Annotated in this window: 11 protein-coding genes; 7 read left to right on the top strand and 4 right to left on the bottom strand. The window is 71.0% G+C overall.

Going from position 1 to position 14,851, the window contains the following annotated elements:
- Positions 1-50: 50 nt before the first annotated feature.
- From mnmA to Pla163_RS11410, 3 genes are read left to right on the top strand one after another with little or no spacing between them, the layout of a single operon-like run.
- Entirely contained in the window at positions 51-1,367 is a 1,317-nt protein-coding gene (mnmA, locus tag Pla163_RS11420) for a tRNA 2-thiouridine(34) synthase MnmA (RefSeq protein WP_419185833.1), read from the top strand.
- Entirely contained in the window at positions 1,364-3,844 is a 2,481-nt protein-coding gene (locus tag Pla163_RS11415) for a VWA domain-containing protein (protein WP_419185832.1), read from the top strand. The genes mnmA and Pla163_RS11415 overlap by 4 nt, the downstream gene beginning before the upstream one ends.
- 46 nt (positions 3,845-3,890) lie before the next feature.
- Positions 3,891-4,568, top strand: coding sequence for a HEAT repeat domain-containing protein (locus Pla163_RS11410; protein ID WP_145188161.1), 678 nt, complete (start codon positions 3,891-3,893; stop codon positions 4,566-4,568).
- A gap of 21 nt (positions 4,569-4,589) precedes the next feature.
- On the opposite strand, the gene Pla163_RS11405 is transcribed toward Pla163_RS11410, so the two are convergent.
- Entirely contained in the window at positions 4,590-5,042 is a 453-nt protein-coding gene (locus Pla163_RS11405; protein WP_145188158.1) for a TPR end-of-group domain-containing protein, read from the bottom strand.
- A gap of 158 nt (positions 5,043-5,200) precedes the next feature.
- Between Pla163_RS11405 and Pla163_RS11400 the strand changes: the two genes are divergently transcribed.
- Together Pla163_RS11400 and fumC are read left to right on the top strand one after the other, a co-directional pair.
- Positions 5,201-6,334 carry a HEAT repeat domain-containing protein gene (locus Pla163_RS11400; RefSeq protein WP_145188154.1) on the top strand — a complete coding sequence of 378 codons (1,134 nt, stop codon included), beginning with the start codon at positions 5,201-5,203 and terminating at the stop codon, positions 6,332-6,334.
- A gap of 125 nt (positions 6,335-6,459) precedes the next feature.
- Entirely contained in the window at positions 6,460-7,863 is a 1,404-nt protein-coding gene (gene fumC, locus Pla163_RS11395) for a class II fumarate hydratase (protein ID WP_145188151.1), read from the top strand.
- A gap of 136 nt (positions 7,864-7,999) precedes the next feature.
- Here the strand turns inward: fumC and Pla163_RS11390 are convergent, their stop codons facing one another.
- Positions 8,000-9,694 (bottom strand): tetratricopeptide repeat protein, encoded by a 1,695-nt coding sequence (locus tag Pla163_RS11390; protein WP_145188148.1) that lies wholly within the window; start codon positions 9,692-9,694, stop codon positions 8,000-8,002.
- A gap of 511 nt (positions 9,695-10,205) precedes the next feature.
- Between Pla163_RS11390 and rpmH the strand changes: the two genes are divergently transcribed.
- Positions 10,206-10,331 carry a 50S ribosomal protein L34 gene (gene rpmH / locus Pla163_RS11380; RefSeq protein ID WP_145188145.1) on the top strand — a complete coding sequence of 42 codons (126 nt, stop codon included), beginning with the start codon at positions 10,206-10,208 and terminating at the stop codon, positions 10,329-10,331.
- Positions 10,332-10,519: 188 nt separating this feature from the next.
- On the opposite strand, the gene Pla163_RS11375 is transcribed toward rpmH, so the two are convergent.
- Positions 10,520-11,971, bottom strand: coding sequence for a tetratricopeptide repeat protein (locus tag Pla163_RS11375; protein ID WP_145188142.1), 1,452 nt, complete (start codon positions 11,969-11,971; stop codon positions 10,520-10,522).
- A 350-nt stretch (positions 11,972-12,321) separates the two neighbouring features.
- The gene (locus tag Pla163_RS11370; RefSeq protein WP_145188140.1) at positions 12,322-13,530 is read right to left on the bottom strand and encodes a 2'-deoxycytidine 5'-triphosphate deaminase; all 1,209 of its coding nucleotides are present in this window, start codon (positions 13,528-13,530) and stop codon (positions 12,322-12,324) included.
- A 132-nt stretch (positions 13,531-13,662) separates the two neighbouring features.
- Here Pla163_RS11370 and sucC point away from each other — a divergent pair, with 132 nt between their 5' ends.
- Complete coding sequence (sucC, locus tag Pla163_RS11365) at positions 13,663-14,823, top strand: ADP-forming succinate--CoA ligase subunit beta (RefSeq protein WP_145188137.1); 1,161 nt, start codon at positions 13,663-13,665, stop codon at positions 14,821-14,823.
- Positions 14,824-14,851 lie beyond the last annotated feature (28 nt).

Below are 14,851 nucleotides of genomic sequence, written 5' to 3'. Positions count from 1 at the left end.
CGGGGGAACCCAAGACGTCGTGGGCGTGGTGATCCATGATGGGCGCGCACATGGTCGACGAGACGCAGCACACGGCCGGAGCGGGCCCCGGCACGGACACCGCATCGAGCGCCACCGCATCGAGCGCCGCCGCATCGAGTACCGCCGGATCGAGCACCGCAGCGGTGCGGACGGCCAACGCGGCGCGCCGGACCGCCGTGGCGGCGGCCCTCGGGCGGGGCGACTGCGACGACCCCGCGAACCGCATGGTCGTGGCCATGAGCGGCGGCGTCGACAGCTCGGCCGTGGCCTTCATGCTGAAGGAGCGCGGCCACCCCCTGGTCGGTCTGTTCATGCGCAACGGTGTGAAGGTCAGCGAGGCGGAGGCGGCCAAGAAGTCCTGCTGTTCCCTAGGAGACGCGCGCGACGCCCGGATGGTTGCGGCTCGTCTCGACGTTCCGTTCCAGGCCGTCGACCTGGCGCGCGAGTTCAAGCACATCATCCGCTACTTCGTCGACGAGTACCGCGCGGGCCGCACGCCCAATCCGTGCGCCGTCTGCAACCGCGACCTCAAGTTCGATCGCCTGCTCGAGCTCGCGGACGAACTGGGCGCGGTCGGCGTCGCGACCGGTCACTACGCGCGCATCGACGTCGAGGACGGCCGCGTGCACGTGCGCCGCGGCGTCGACCAGCGCAAGGACCAGTCCTACCAACTGTTCGCCGTCTCCGAGCCGCACCTCGCGCGCACGCGACTTCCGCTCGGCGCGTTGACGAAGCCGCGGGTGCGCGAGATCGCCGAGTCGGCCGGACTGCGCACCGCGAAGAAGCCCGACAGCCAGGAGATCTGCTTCGTGCCCGGAAACGACTACCGCGCGCTGCTCGAGGAGCAGGGCGTCGAACTCACGCCCGGTCGCATGGTCGACACGAGTGGCGCGGTCCTGCGCCAGCACGAGGGCGTCGAGCACTACACGATCGGCCAGCGCCGCGGCCACGGCGTCGGCGGTCGCGTCGAACCGCTGTACGTCGTCGATCTCGAACCGTCCACCGGCACCGTCGTCCTCGGGTCGCGCGAGGAGTGCACGACGCTCGAGGCGCACGTGGACCAACTCAACTGGATCGGCGTCGACGCTCCCGAGGACGGGCGCCTCGAGTGCGAGGTCCAGATCCGCTACCACCACGACGCGGCTCCGGCCGAACTGCGCGTCGAGAACGGCATCGCGCACGTGCGCTTCGCCGAGCCGCAGTTGGCCGTCACACCCGGACAGGGGGCCGCCTTCTACCTGGGCGAGCGCTTGATCGGCGGTGGTTGGTTGCGGCGCGCCCCGGTCGTCGGTGCGACGGACGGAGCGAGCGCGGGCGCGAACGGCGGCGGCGCCGGATCCCGTTGAGACTGCCCCTCGTGGCGGCGGCTCTGTTGGCCGCGTTCGGAGCCTTCCTGGCCTGGCCGCGTCCGACGGCCGCGGACGAGCCGCGCGACGTGTGCCTGATCGACGTGTCCGCTTCCGTGCGTCGCACGCGTCCCCAGTGGAGTGCGTGGGTCGGCGCCGAGGTCGAGGCCTTCGCGCGCGCGGCCGAACGACGCGGCGCGGGGACCTGGGTCGTCGCCTTCGCCGACGGCGGGTCCGAGGTCCGGTCGCGGCGCACCGGGCGTGAACTGCTCGACGACCTGCTCGGCGGCGCGCCGCTCGACGCCGTTCCGCCCGGTCGTAGCGCATTGGCCACCGACACGGCAGCGACGCTGCGTGCGATCGAACCGTGGATCACGGGCGGTCGCGGCGGACGTCTCGTGTGGTTGTCCGACGGCGAGGTCGGCGACGATCCACAGGGCGCGGCCGAGACCCTGGCGCGCCTGGCTCGACGGGGGATCCGGGTCGAACTCGTCGAACCGCCGCCGCCGACGCGTGCCGACGTCCGACTGGCGCGCCTCGAACTGCCGTCGACGATCGAGGAGGGCGCGCCGCTCGCCGTGCGTCTCGAGGTGGCGCGGACGGGCCCGCTCGCGACCGACGACGAAAGCACCGCAGCGCGCGTGCGCGTCGATCTCATGGATCCGTCCACCGGCGTGAGCGTCGCGACGTGGTCCGTGCCGTTCACCCCCGACGCGACCGGGGCCGCGGACGTCCAACGCCACCTGGCGGAGTTCGCGCCGCCGCCGCCGGGACTGTGGGTCGTGCGCGCGCGGATCGAACTCGCCGGCGACGCCGCGCCCGAGAACGACGTGCTCGAACGCACGCTGCGCGTCGGCGGCGTGCTCGTGGGAGGTGTGATCGCGCGCCCCGCAGGTCTCGATCGCGCGCGCGCCCTGGCGACGAGTCTCGAGGCGAACGTTCCCGGCACGCGCTTCGAGACGCTGCTCACGAGCGAGTTGGCCGGCCTCGTGGGTCAGCTGGATCTCGTGGTGGCCGTCGACGTCCCGCCCGCCGATCTTCCGCTCGACACGCTCGACCCCTGGGTGCGCGCCGGCGGCGGCCTCCTGACCATCGGTGGACCGACCCAGCACGTGGCGCGCGACCGCGGTCCAGGCATCGATCTTTTGCCCCTCGTGTGCGTGCCGCCCGGCGACGAACCGCGCGACGTGGTGCTGTTGCTGGACGGTTCGGGCTCGATGGAGGGCGAACCGTTCGCCGCCGTGCAGAGCGCCTCGCGCGACCTGTTCCTCTCCACGCCGCCGGGCGACGGTCTCGAGGTGACGGTGTTCACCGACGGGCTGATCGCCGGTTCGCTCGAGGTCCGCGCGGGCGACGCGTTCGACGACCGCGTGCTGGCCGCCGCCGAGTCCTGGCTCTCGAATCTCCGAGCCCCCGGCGGCGAGACGTCGATCGTGCGCAGTCTCGAGCAATGGGCGCGCGAACGCATCGCGAAGATCGACGCCGCACAGCCGCGCCGCGCCGTGGTCGTGCTCCTGACCGACGGGCGCGAGGACATCGACACGCCCAACGTCGGACGCCGGGTCGAAGCGATCCGCGCCGAGCTCGCGCGCGTGCGTTGCACGCTGTACTCGGTCGCGATCGGCAACGAGGTGGACCGCGAGTTCCTGGCCGCGCTCGTGCCCGCGCCCGAGCGTCGGCTCGAACCCGCGGCGAGCGACCTGCGCCGCGCGGTGGCCGACGCGGCCGCGCTCGAACGCCTGTTGCAAGGTCCGCTGCGCGCGCGACGCACGGACGCTGGAGCGGAACTCGGACTGCCGCCGGTGATGGGTGAGTGGGAGCGGGCTTCGCGAGCCGTCGCGCGCGACGCCGCCCAGGTCCTTCTGGTCGACGGCGACGACCATCCGCTCTGTGCGCAGTGGTCCGTCGGTCTGGGGCGCGTCGTGTCGCTGGCGGGCGAGGTCGACTGGATCCCCGACCTGCGCTTTCGGTCGCAGACCTACGGCGGGATCCTGCGCCACCTGGCACGGCGTGCGCCGCAGGACGGTCCGCGCCTCGTTCGCGACGACCGCGGCCTCCTGCTGACGGGAGCCGACGTGGACCAGCCGACCCTGGTGGGCCAGCTGCGGACGGTCGGGCGCGACAAGGCGCTCGCGGTGCGGCTCGAGTCCGGGCCCGACGGGTACCGGGCCGCCATCGCCGACCTGCGCGTGCTCGAAGCCAGCGCGGACGGCGGTTGGCTCGAGGTGGAGGGTCTGGGGCGTTGGCCGGTCCCGGCGCGCCCGCCGCGCGAGCTGCGCGGTCCCGGACAGCGGCTCGTCCTCGCGGGGCTGCCCGTGGCGGGTGCCGAGGCGGCCGGAGCCGGGCAGGAGCGCTCCGGGCACCCCGCCGCCCCGTACGTCCTGGGCCTGGCCGGACTGTTGGCCCTGCTCGCGTCACTCCCGCTTCCTGGAGTGGGGCGTTGGACCGTCAAGCGATCCGGTCGGTCGGCCCGATGACAAGGGCTTCACGGCCCCTCCTCCGACGAGGGCCGGTCCAAGCCACATGAAGCACGTCACTCTCCGGGCGCTCGCCCTCGCCCTCTCCCTCTCGGTCGCCCTCGGTTGCTCGACGACGAAGAACGCGTCCACCAGCGATCTGTCGGACACGCGATGGGTTCGAGCCTCGCCGATCCTCGAGCAACAGCTGCGCGACGCGGCGGAGCAGCTGCCGTGGGCCAAGGGCCTGCAGAAGCTCGAACTCATCCGCTACTTCGCGAACGTCGGTGAGCCGGCCTACGACCTCTTGATCGAACTGGCGCAGGATCCGTCGACCGCGGTCGCCACGTCCGCCTACTCGGCGATGGGCGCGTCGCGCGACGGTCGCCTCGTCGAGGAGATCCACAAGATCGACTGGAATCCGGCCGAGGCCACCCAGGACCTGCGCCTGGAACGCGCGCGCACCCTGGCGCGTCTGGGCGACTGGAGCACGCTGCCCGAGCTGATCCGCGGTCTCGAGGACGAGCGCCTCTACACGCGCGCACTCTGCGACCAGGCCCTGCGCGAGATCACCAAGGAACGCATCCAGTTCGATCCGCGCGGCGACCTCGTCGACCGCGAACTCGCGATCCAGGCCTGGGAGCGCTGGTGGCTGAAGTACTCCGGGAAGCCGATGCCGCCCCGCGTCGACTTCGCCGTGCCGAGCACCGACGGACCCAGCGCTCCGACGTCGCTCGAGGACTGAGCCGCCCGCCGGCACCGGTGCCTAGGCGCCGCCGAACAGTTCGCCGAAGCGCGGATCGTTCCGGACCGCTTCGAGGTCCGGGTCGGTCCGCGCGAGCGCATGGTCGCTGAATCCCAGGTCGACGGCTCGAGTCAGTTCGGCCAGCGCTTCCTCGTGCGACCCCGTCAGGCTCAACGAGCAGGCGAGGTTGTAGTGCGCCGTCGGATCCTCGGGCGCCAGCTCGACGACGCGGCGGTCGATCTCGAGGCCCTCTTCGTGGCGGCCGACGCGGGTCAGCGCGTGGGCGAGGTCGCCGAGGAGTCCGACGTCGTCGTCGCGACCGATCAGCGCCCGGGCGAAGAAGTCGGCCTGGAATTCGTGCCCGATGGTGTCCAGGGCGGCGATCAGCCGCTCGTCCAGCCGCAGCGGGCCGTCGCCGAGCGGTCCAGCGCCACTGGAGGGGTCGGCGTCGTCGTGGGGAGGAGCGGGCGACACCGTGGCAGGGTAGCCGTCCCAGCGCCGGGCGGCGAGGGCTCTCGCGATGAAGGGTTCGCGTGCCTGTTGCCCGCTGGGGGCACTCTGCTATCACACGCGCCGTCCACCGGCGTGCGGCGGGATCGTCCCGTCCACCTGCCCGAGTCGGCACCTGACCCATGGACATCGAGTTCTGCGACATCTGCGGTGAGTCGGTCCCGATCGGAGATCTCGATCAGGGCGGCGCCAAGCGCCACGGTCAGCGCCTCGTCTGTCGGCGCTGCGACGACGCTATGACGCGCCACGTCGCGCCCGCGGCGGCCCACTCGAAGCCCACTCACGCGTCGGGCGCGCACGTGTCGGCGGCGCACGTGCCCCAGTCCTCCGGTTCGAGCGTCCTGTGGCTGATGGCGGCCTGCGTCGGCGTCGTCGCGCTGGTGGGGGTCCTCGCGGTCGATCGCGTCGCCGACGCCGAGCGACGGGTCCAGGGCGACGTGGCCGGCCAGGTGCTGCGGCTCGACGGACGCATCGCCGATCTCGAGCGCGCGTTCGAACACGGCCTCGTCCAGGTCCGCGCGGATCGCGCCGGCGACGACCGCTTCGATCGCATCCTGGCGCGGCTCGAAGCGATCGAGGACGAGGTCGAGTCGGGCGACGCCGACGTGCCGCGCCTGCTCGAGGAACTGCTGCTCGTGACGGACGACCTGCGCGCGCGACCGGTCGACGACGTCGAGGCGCGCAATCGCGAGGACGAGCGTTTCCTGGCGCTGTCCAGCGAACTGACCGCGCTGCGCCAGGACCTGGGGCTCTTGGCCCGCTCGATGCTGGAGGTGCTCGAGACCGCGCCGGTGGCCGTCGAACCGCCGGCCGAGGTCAAGCGCGAGGCGGCGGAGGCCCAGCCCGGTTGGCTCGTCTTCGTCGGCAGCCTCTCGAGCAACGACGACGGCGAACGCTGGAACGCGGTCGAAGAGCTCGGAGCCAGCAACGACCCCGAGGCGGCCGAGTACGTGGTGCCGCTCCTCGAGGACAGCGAGCTGTTCGTGCGCATGGCGGCCGCGCGGGTGCTCGGCGATCTCGGGAACGAGGTCGCCATCGGCCCGCTGATCGACGCCCTGGAAGACGTGGAGCCGAGCGTGCGCGAAGCGTCCGTGATGAGCCTGCGCCTGCTGACGGGCAAGAGCTTCCGCTTCGAACCCAACGGCGATCCGCGCGAGCGGGCCAAGGGGATCGAGGACTGGCGGAAGTGGTGGAAGGGGACCGGAGCCCGCTCGACCGGGAGCGACGAGGTCGTCCCCGAACGGGCCCAGCGCTGACGGGCGCCGCGGCACCCGCACGGGTCGCCGCGATCGGTCGGAACGGGGAAGGAGTCGGCGGCGACCGCTCGCTCGTTCGTGGCCCGCGCTTGAAGGGTCCCGCGGCCGTGTCTACCGTCGCTGGCATGACGACCCGTACCGAGACCGACTCCGTTGGCCCGATCGACGTTCCGAACGACCGCCTGTGGGGTGCCCAGACCGAGCGCTCACGCCGCAACTTCGAGATCGGAGGCCACGTCTTCCCGCGCGAGATGATTCGGGCCCTCGGTCTGGTGAAGCTCTGCGCCGCGCGCGTGAACCGCGAACTGGGTGAACTCGACGCGCTCGAGCACGACGACTTCGAAGCGCTCCTGAAGGCGGCGCAAGAGGTGGTCGACGGTGCCCACGACGACCAGTTCCCGCTGGTCGTCTGGCAGACGGGCTCGGGCACCCAGAGCAACATGAACGCCAACGAGGTGATCTCGAACCGCGCGATCCAGCTGCGCGGGGGCGTGCTCGGCTCGAAGTCGCCGATCCACCCGAACGACCACTGCAACCGCTCGCAGTCCTCGAACGACACGTTCCCGACCGCGATGCACGTGGCGACGGTCGAGCGCGCTCAACAACGGCTGATCCCGGCGCTCGAGGCGCTGGCCGCCCAACTGGACTCCCAGGCCGAGGCCTGGGACGACGTGGTCAAGATCGGTCGAACGCACCTGCAGGACGCCACGCCGCTGACGGTGGGGCAGGAGTTCGGCGGCTACGCCAGCCAGGTCCGCGACGGGATCCGCGCCGTCGAGTCCGCGCTCGAGCCGGTCTACGAACTGGCCCAGGGCGGCACGGCGGTGGGGACGGGGCTCAACACGCACCCCAAATTCGCCGAGCGCTTCGCCAGCGAGATGGCCAAGGTCACCGGCCTGCCCTTCCGCACGGCGCTCAACAAGTTCGCCGCGCTCGCGGCCCACGACGCCCTCGTCGGGTTCCACGGCGCACTGCGTCAGGTCGCCGCCGCGTTCATGAAGATCGCGAACGACGTGCGTTGGCTCGGATCGGGCCCGCGCTGCGGCATCGGCGAGCTGAAGCTCCCGGCGAACGAGCCGGGGTCGTCGATCATGCCCGGCAAGGTCAACCCGACCCAGTGCGAGGCGCTGACCATGGTGTGCGTCCAGGTCATGGGCAACGACGTCACGGTCGGCTTCGCGGGGAGCCAGGGCAACTTCGAACTCAACGTGTTCAAGCCCGTGATCGTGCACAACGTGCTCGAGTCGCTGCGACTGTTGTCCGACGGCGCCGACTCGTTCCGCGAGAAGTGTCTGGCCGGGATCGAGCTGGACCGCGCGCGCATCGACAGCTTGATGCGCGACTCCCTGATGCTCGTCACGGCGCTCAACCCGCACATCGGGTACGACAACGCGGCGAAGGTTGCGAAGAAGGCCTACAACGACGGAACGACCCTGCGCGAGGCATGCGCGGCGCTCGGACTGATGACCGGCGAGGAGTTCGACGCCGCCGTGCGCCCCGAGCAGATGGTGGCTCCGCGCGAGTTCTGAGTCCGCACCGAACGCGGAACACCGAACGTTCGACGCAGCGGGGCGCGCGCGAGGGGACCGGTTCCCTCGCGCGCGCCCCTGTTCGTGTGCTCCTCGGGGGATCCTTCCGTAGCAGCGCTCGGCGCCGCCGCCCGGATCACTCGCCGTCGCTGTACCCGAGCGACTCGAGGACCTCGATCCCACCGGAGTCGAAGTCTCCGAAGACCTGGACACTGCCCGGTATCGAGTGCGTCATGCCGACGTTGATCACTTCGCCGCCGAACTCGATGAACGAGTCGTTGCTGAAGTAGATCTCCTCTTCGTAGCCGAAGCCGCCGAGCCAACTGCCCTGACTCGCGTAGCCGCCGTTCAGGATCTCGAGCGGAGCCGGCTGCGGGTAGAGGTCCGCGACGTCGTCGCCCAGCTGACTGTCGGGCTGCATCCAGATCGGGTTCTGACCGTTGGCTGCGGCCTCGAGCTTGTTCGTCCACTCGGAGTCGTTGGGGTCGAGCGCCTTGGCCTTCTCCCAGGCGGCGAGCGCTTCGTTCGTGGCTCCGGCCTGCCAGTACGTGTCGGCGAGGTCGCCCCACATCTCGTCGTTGTCGCCCAACTGCGCGGCCGCCTGGTCGAGCAGCGCGAGCGACTCGGTGGGGTGGGCCTTGATCACGTCCCACGGCAGTTGTTGCAGCCAGGCGCCCGTCTCGAGCGCCTTGTTCCACAGCTGTTCGTAGGCGTCGAGCGTGGCCCAGGTGTCGCCCTGGGACTGGTAGTAGTTGGCGACGCTCTGCAGGGCGCCGTAGCCCGTGTCACCCGTCGCCAACCAGTCGTCGATCATCGCGTCCACGTACTTGCGCGGGATGCCGTTCAAGAACTGACCCCAGAGGGCGGCGTCGGCGCTGCCGTTCGCGAGGGCCTCTTCGAACAGTTCGATCGCCTCGAGCGAACGCCCCTGTCCGGACAGCATGGAGATCAAAGTGCCGCGCGCCCACGCTCCGTTCGGCCCGTCGAGGTGCTTGCGCAGCTCGACCTCGCCCTGGACCGGGTCGATCTTCGTGAGCGCGATGAGCCCTTGCGTCACCGTCTCCGCGTTCTCCAGCAGCGTCTGCGCCAGGGCCAACGCCTGACCGCCGCGTCCCGCCGCCGACAGGGCTTCGATCTCGAACATCGTCAGGGAGATGCCTTCCTGCAGACCGAGGGCGCGCAGCTCCGCCAAGAGCTCGAGCGACCGCTGGGGGTCGAGCGTTCGCAGCTGCGTCAGGTAGTGGTCGTAGGGATAGCTGAACGTCGGCGGCTCGGTCCCGTCGAGGCCTTCCATGAACGTGCGCATCGCGCGCTCGGCCGCCAGCGCGGCGACCTCGGGAGCGTCCGTGAACGCCAGGTCGACCAGGTGGTCGTACAGGCCGTAGCGCTGGTTGGAGTCGATGTCTGCGAAGCTCTCGATCAGCGCGAGGGCGCCCGCCGCGTCGCCGAGCTGCACGTGCAGGCGCACGAGCAGCGCGCGCAGGCCCTGCGGGTCCTGGCCCGCCATCGTCTCGACCCGCCCGGACGCGAGGAGTTCCTTCAGCTCGTCGACCAGCGTCCACTCGAGGGTCGGGTCCGGATCCGACCCGCTCGGACGGCGACGTGTGGATTCGGCGACGACGTCGGCGGTGGGGCGCTCGACGCTCGTGATCGGCTCGGGCCGCTGCGCGTCCCGGGCGTCGGTCCCACCCGCGGGCTGGTCGACCTGTGACGTGCTGGACCGGGTCGACGAGACCGGCCCGTCCTCGGGGGCGGCGAGGAAACCGACGATCAGACCGGGGAGCAGTCCAGCGGTGGCGGCCAGGGCGATGCGCAGTTTGGGATCGGTCATGGCGGGGTGCGAGGTGGTGGGGTTCGAGAGTTCGCGAGTCGTGCAGGTCCCGAGTCGACCGGACCAACGGCACGGGACCACCCGCGTTTGGCTCGAACGCGGCCGTTTCGACGGTCGCGTCCTGGAAGTGGATCGCCGGACCACTTCCATCCTGCCCCCACGGGCCCGGATCGCGCCAGCACGGGGCGCTGGCGCTGCACCCCAGGTGCACCGAGGGGGCTGGATCGAGCTCCGACGAGCGGTCCGCTGGCCCGGCCGCAGCGCCTCACGGCCCCGAGCGCGGCCCGTCCGGTGGCCGAGGCTTCCCCGGGCCGGCTGCTGTGGGTATGCTCCTCGCCCTTCGCCCTCGCGAACAGCGACCCGGCGACCTGAGCGTCGGCATCCCTCCCGACCGAGACTCCTCGAACGGCGACCGCGAATCTGACCGCGACCCAGCACCAGACCGCGACCCAGCACCAGACCGCGACCCAGCACCAGACCGCGACCCAGCACCAGACCGCGACCCAGCACCATGAAGCTCCGCATCCGTAGAAGCACCGCCAAGAAGGCCAAGAAGGGCGGGTACCGCACCCGTCAGCGCTCCGCGGGCGGCCGCAAGGTCAACAAGCGCCAGCGCGCGCGCCACGGCACCTTCTAGGTCCCGGTCGGCTCCGGGCTCCGCCCGGCGAGAGTCCGCGCCGATCGCGCGACGCCCCACCTGCTCCGCCCGTGACGGAGCACGTGGGGCGTTCTTCGTGGCTGCCGGATCCTGGCTGCTGTCCCGACGCGTCGCGGCGAAGCTCAGCGCGGCGAAGCTCAGCGCGGCGAACCTCAGCGCGGCGAAACTCAGAGCGGCGGATTGCCGGCCGCGATCTGGTTGAGCTTGCCGGTCCACTCGCCGTCGTTGGGGTCGATGTCGTGGGCGGTGTTCCAGGCGTTCTCGGCCTTCTCGAGCTCGCCGATCTTCCAGTAGTGGTCGCCGATGTCGCCCCACACCTCGTCCTTGGTTCCAGCCACCTGCGACGCGCTGTCGAGCCAGGCGTGGACCTGCTCCTTCTTCTGTTCGAGGAACGAGTCGGGCAGGTAGGACAAGTAGCCCTCGTTCGCGGCCTGGGTCATCCAGGCCGCTTCGAAGTACGGCGCGGCGCGGTCCAGGTCGCCCTGTCCGAGGAAGGTGAGCGCCGCCTGGTGACGCAGGCTGGATCCACCGCCGGAGGTCTCGATCCAGCCGTCGATCGTGGCGTCGTCGACCGTGCCACCCAGGAGGCCGATCGCCTCGAAGAACAGCGTCGACGGATCGGGCCCGCTGCCGGCGCCGGTTCGCGCCAGATCGAAGCCTTCCTGGATGGCCGCGAGGGCTTCGCTCGTGCGGCCCTCGTCGACCAGGAGTCCCGCCAGTTGTCCGTACAGGTTCGGGTGGCGCCCTTCGCCGAGGAGCCTGCGGATCTCGCTCTCGGCCAGTTCCGGATCGAACTGGGCCAGGGCCTTCAGGGACGCGGCGACCGAGCGATCGAGCGCGACCATCTCGAGCAGGGACGTGCGCGCCTCCTCCTCGCGGCCGGTCTCCGCCATCGAGCGCGCGAGCGCCAGACGCATGTCGTCCGGATCCGCCGCCGAACCCGTGGCGTGTTCCTCGAGGAACGCCAAGCCGCGCTGCGGATCGAGCGCCGCGAGCTGCAACGCCCAGCTCGAGATCGGGTCCTCCCAGGCGAAGCGGCCGGCGGCTTCGAGGGCGGACATGTACGCCTCGGCCGCGTCGACCTTGTTCCCCTCGAGACTGAGTTGCGCGGCGATCTGGGCCCAGGTGCCCGCGGGCGGATTCGTGCGTCGGGCCAGGTCGAGGGCCGACTTCGTGTCGCCCAGACCCAGGTACAGGTGCATCAGGAACGCGGCCGTGGTCTCGTCGCTCTCGGTCACCATCGCGAGCAGCGCTTCACTGCCGAGCAGCGCGCGCAGTTCCGCCAGCAGCGGGTCGTTCTCGAGTGCCGCGAGCTCTTCGTCGGTCGGGACGCCGGGGATGGGGACCGAGCGCCGTGTCTCTGCCGTGTCGTTCCGTTCGTCCGCGGTGTCGACGAGGTCCACGCGACCCAGATCGTCTCCGCCCGTGCCGTCCGGTCCCGTCAGCGAACCCAGTTCGGTCGCGCGCGCGCCGGACCCCGTGCCCGAGCCGAGGAGCAGGCCGATGCCGGCCCCGACGGCGAGTGTTCCGACGACGACGAGCAGCTCGATCGGGCCGCGTCCGAGGCGGGACGGCGCGACGAGAGGGCGGACGGCAGTCGACGAGGCACGCACGAGCATGGGGGCTCCGGGAGGGGCGAAGTCGGTCGAGCGCGGGCCGCCGGCGATCGGGCCGGCGCGCGCGGGGAGCGAAGAGGGCCACGGCGCGCCGCGGCTCCCGCTCTACGTCGCCCAAACTGACTTCATTGGCCGGGGTTCACCAGAGACCGTCTCCGCTCATCGCATCCGCGACCCGCAGGAGCGACCCCGGTGTGGGAGCTTCGACCCCGTTCGTGCCCCACGGGTCGCAACGGGCCGCATTCGCGCGCTCCGCCGCAATCGTGATCCCGACGAACGCTCGCCGAACGCATGCGCCGAACGGACTCACCGAACGGACTCACCGAACGGTGCCGGAGCCTCGCGCCGGTCGTCTAGCTCGGCGAGCGGAACGGACGGGCCAGCGTCAGGTCCTGGGCCTGGTAGCTCGCGCCGCCCGCGCGTCCTTCGCCGTACAGCTTCGACGGGCGCCCGCTGGTGCGGTAGTAGCGCAGGCGGAAGAAGATCTGCCCGTCCTCCACGAGGAACGGCACGTCGTGGGCGCGCACCTCGAGCACCGCCGGCGTGCCGTTGCCCTGCACGTCACCGCGTTCGTTCTCGCTCCAGCCGAAGCCGTTGTCGAAGAAGCCCGCGTAGTTGTTGCGCAGTTCGCCGAAGCCCACGTCGACCGGCAGCATCTCGCCGCACAGGTCGGGCGGGATGCGCAGCCGTTCGCGGCTCGCGAAGATGTAGAAGCGGCCCGGGTCGAGGATGCAGGCACCGTGTTGGCCGGTGTGCATCGGCTCGAAGTAGTTGTGCGCCTCGTGGGCGCCTTCCGAGCCGAACTCGACGGCGCCGGTGTGCAGCGACGCACGCCAGCCGCAGGGTGAACGGTTCGCGAGCCCGACGCGCATCTCGATCGCGCCCTGTTCGTCGAAACGCACTTGATCGATCGGGACAGGTTCGTCGCCGTCGAAGCACAGCGGCGTGCGTTCGTAGACCGCCATCAGTTCGTCGCGCGACAGGGCGGTGTCACCGGACTGCAGGCGCAGTTGCGCGAGTCGGTCGCCGCGCCGCACGCGCACGGGGAACGACAGCGGAACGATCTCGAGCCAGACGCGACCGCTGTAGCCGGCCGGCGCCTCGTCGAAGCGCGGGTGTCCCGGCGTGAGCACGCGGCAGAACAGGTCGAGTCGGCCGGTCGAGCTGCGCGGGTTGAAGCGCGCCGACACGTTGGGCGGCAGGTCGAGCTCCTCCTCGAGTTCGACCAGGTAGATCTGTCCCCGCTGCAGGATCAGTCCGTCGCCGGTCCGTCCCGCGTCGTCGGGCCCCGAGCCGTCGCCCAGGTCCCAGCTCTGGACGGCCACCTGGGCGATGCGCTCCTCGACCGCAGCGTGCTCGGGCAGGAAGCCGGCGCGCAGCTGGTGCACGCGGCCTCCCAGACGCACGTCGAGGCTGGCGGGCTGGAGCTGGCGCCCGAGATCGACCGCCGGCGCACCCGCTCTGGACTTGATGGCCGTGTCGATGAGCGCCGCGATCTGCGAGTCCACCAGGACGCCCCTGGGCGCGACTTCGGTGGCGGGGGAGGAAGGGTGCGCGCTCATCGCGCCATCCCACCGGGCCCGCGCCCGCGATTCAAGCGCAGAGAGAGGTCGCCGCTGTGGATCGCGGGCCCGGCGCGCCGCTATCCTGCTGGCCCAAATCCACGCGAAGGCCCGAAGGGACCACACCACCCAATGAACATCCACGAGTTCCAGGCGAAGGAGCTGCTGCGCGGCTTCGGCATCGCCGTCCCCCGCGGCTTCGAATGCCGCACGGTCGACGCAGCCGTGAAGGCGCACACAGACCTCGGCACGCCCGTCACCGTCGTCAAGGCCCAGATCCACGCCGGCGGCCGCGGCAAGGCCGGCGGCGTCAAGGTCGTCAAGAGCGCCGACGCCGCCCGCGAAGCGGCCGAGTCGATCCTCGGCGCCACGCTCGTCACGCACCAGACCGGGCCGGAAGGTCAGCTCGTGCGGCGACTGTGGGTCGAAGAGGGCTCCGACATCGCTTCGGAGTACTACGTCGGCATCGTCGTCGACCGCGAGGCCGGCGGCCCGGTGATGATGGCGTCGAGCGAGGGCGGCATGGACATCGAGTACGTCGCCGAGCACACGCCCGAGAAGATCCTGAAGGCCGCCTTCGGCAGCGACGGAAAGCTCGACGCGGCCAAGGCGAAGGAACTCGCGAAGGGCATCGGCATGCCCGACGCGCTCCAGGACCAGTGCGTCGATGTGATGCAGAAGCTGGCGCTGGCGTTCTGCAAGCTCGACGCGTCGCTGATGGAGATCAACCCGCTCGTGCACACGAACGACGGCAAGGTCGTCGCTCTGGACGCGAAGATGAACTTCGACAGCAACGCGCTGTTCCGTCACCCCGACGTGGTGGCGCTGCGCGACCTCGACGAGGAGGACGCCAAGGAGATCGAAGCCAGCAAGTTCGACCTGTCGTACATCGCGCTCGACGGCTCGATCGGCTGCATGGTCAACGGCGCGGGCCTCGCGATGGCGACCATGGACGTCATCAAGCTCTACGGCGGCGAGCCGGCCAACTTCCTCGACGTCGGCGGCGGCGCCACCGAGGAGAAGGTCACCGCGGCCTTCAAGATCATCCTGTCCGACGCGAAGGTGAAGGGCGTGCTCGTCAACATCTTCGGCGGGATCATGAAGTGCGACATCATCGCGCGCGGTGTCATCGGTGCGGTGAAAGAGGTCAGCCTCGAGATTCCGCTCGTCGTGCGCCTCGAAGGCACCAACGTCGAGGAGGGCCGCCGACTCATGAAGGAGTCCGGTCTTCCGATCATCACCGCATCCGACCTGGACGAGGCCGCCGAGAAGATCGTGGCCGCCACCAAGTGACCCACCCGGGCACACCGAGGAAACAGCC

Origin of the sequence: Rohdeia mirabilis (assembly GCA_007750655.1) — a bacterium.
Lineage (GTDB): Bacteria > Planctomycetota > UBA1135 > UBA1135.
The sequence above is the reverse complement of the archived record's forward strand: the minus strand, read 5'-3'. Positions and strand labels throughout refer to the sequence as shown.

Excerpts from the sequence above, each read along its gene's own strand:
- mnmA (WP_419185833.1), top strand. The coding sequence starts at position 51 with ATGGTCGACGAGACGCAGCACACGGCCGGAGCGGGCCCCGGCACGGAC.
- Pla163_RS11410 (WP_145188161.1), top strand. The coding sequence starts at position 3,891 with ATGAAGCACGTCACTCTCCGGGCGCTCGCCCTCGCCCTCTCCCTCTCG.
- Pla163_RS11400 (WP_145188154.1), top strand. The coding sequence starts at position 5,201 with ATGGACATCGAGTTCTGCGACATCTGCGGTGAGTCGGTCCCGATCGGA.
- fumC (WP_145188151.1), top strand. The coding sequence starts at position 6,460 with ATGACGACCCGTACCGAGACCGACTCCGTTGGCCCGATCGACGTTCCG.
- Pla163_RS11390 (WP_145188148.1), bottom strand. The coding sequence starts at position 9,694 with ATGACCGATCCCAAACTGCGCATCGCCCTGGCCGCCACCGCTGGACTG.
- rpmH (WP_145188145.1), top strand. The coding sequence starts at position 10,206 with ATGAAGCTCCGCATCCGTAGAAGCACCGCCAAGAAGGCCAAGAAGGGC.
- Pla163_RS11375 (WP_145188142.1), bottom strand. The coding sequence starts at position 11,971 with ATGCTCGTGCGTGCCTCGTCGACTGCCGTCCGCCCTCTCGTCGCGCCG.
- Pla163_RS11370 (WP_145188140.1), bottom strand. The coding sequence starts at position 13,530 with ATGAGCGCGCACCCTTCCTCCCCCGCCACCGAAGTCGCGCCCAGGGGC.
- sucC (WP_145188137.1), top strand. The coding sequence starts at position 13,663 with ATGAACATCCACGAGTTCCAGGCGAAGGAGCTGCTGCGCGGCTTCGGC.